Here is a 1,015-nt window from a genome sequence, read left to right as displayed (position 1 = left end):
AGCGGGGCGCCAGCGGTCCGGGCGCGCGGGGTGGCGCCGGTGGCCCCGGCATGCCGCGCTCGCCCGTGGTGGTCGCCACCGTGGCCAAGCGCGATATGGATGTGGTGCTCAACGGCCTCGGCAACGTCACGCCAGTTTCCAACGTGACCGTGCGCGCCCAGGTGTCCGGTCCGCTGCTGAAGGTGCTGTACAAGGAAGGCCAGATGGTCAAGGCCGGCGACGTGCTGGCCGAAATCGACCCGCGCCCGTTCCAGGCGGCGCTGGACCAGGCCGCGGGCCAGCTGGCGCGCGACCAGGCACTGCTGCAGAACGCCAGGCTCGACCAGCAGCGCTACCGCACACTGCTGGGCCAGGACTCGATTTCCAAGCAGCAGGTCGATACCCAGGACGCGCTGGTGCGCCAGTACGAGGGCGTGGTCAAGACCGACCAGGGCAATGTCGCCAATGCACGCCTGCAGCTTGGCTACACCAGGATCGTGGCGCCGGTGTCGGGCCGCATCGGCCTGCGCCAGGTCGACCCGGGCAATATCGTCAATACCGGCGACACCAACGGCATCGCGCTGATCACGCAGATCCAGCCCATCGCCGTGATGTACACCATCCCCGAAGACAACCTGCCGTCGGTGCTGAAGAAGCTCAACGCCGGCGAAGAGCTGCCGGTGCAGGCATGGGACCGCCAGGTGCGCAACCAGCTCGGCGAAGGCACGCTGCTGACCACCGACAACCAGATCGACACCACCACCGGCACGGTCAAGCTCAAGGCGGTCTTCCCCAACGCCGACGGCATGCTGTTCCCCAACCAGTTCGTCAACGTGCGCACGCGCGTCGATACGCTCAAGGACGCCACCGTGATCCCAGTGGCGGCGATCCAGCGCGGCCAGCAAGGTACCTTCGTCTACACCGTGGATGACAGCAGCAAGGTCAAGGTGCAGGTGGTCACGCTGGGCCCGGGTGACGGCAGCCGCAACGCGGTGCTCAAGGGCCTGGAGCCCGGCCAGCGCGTGGTGGTGGACGG

1 protein-coding gene is annotated in these 1,015 nt (G+C 68.0%); it reads left to right on the top strand.

What is annotated here, in order from left to right; genetic code table 11:
* Nucleotides 1–1,015, top strand: a 1,015-nt coding sequence (locus tag CF68_RS29730) for an MdtA/MuxA family multidrug efflux RND transporter periplasmic adaptor subunit (RefSeq protein WP_035826063.1), incomplete at both ends; no start/stop codon positions are given.

Source organism: Cupriavidus sp. SK-4 (assembly GCF_000611125.1).
Lineage (GTDB): Bacteria > Pseudomonadota > Gammaproteobacteria > Burkholderiales > Burkholderiaceae > Cupriavidus > Cupriavidus necator.
The sequence above is the reverse complement of the archived record's forward strand: the minus strand, read 5'-3'. Positions and strand labels throughout refer to the sequence as shown.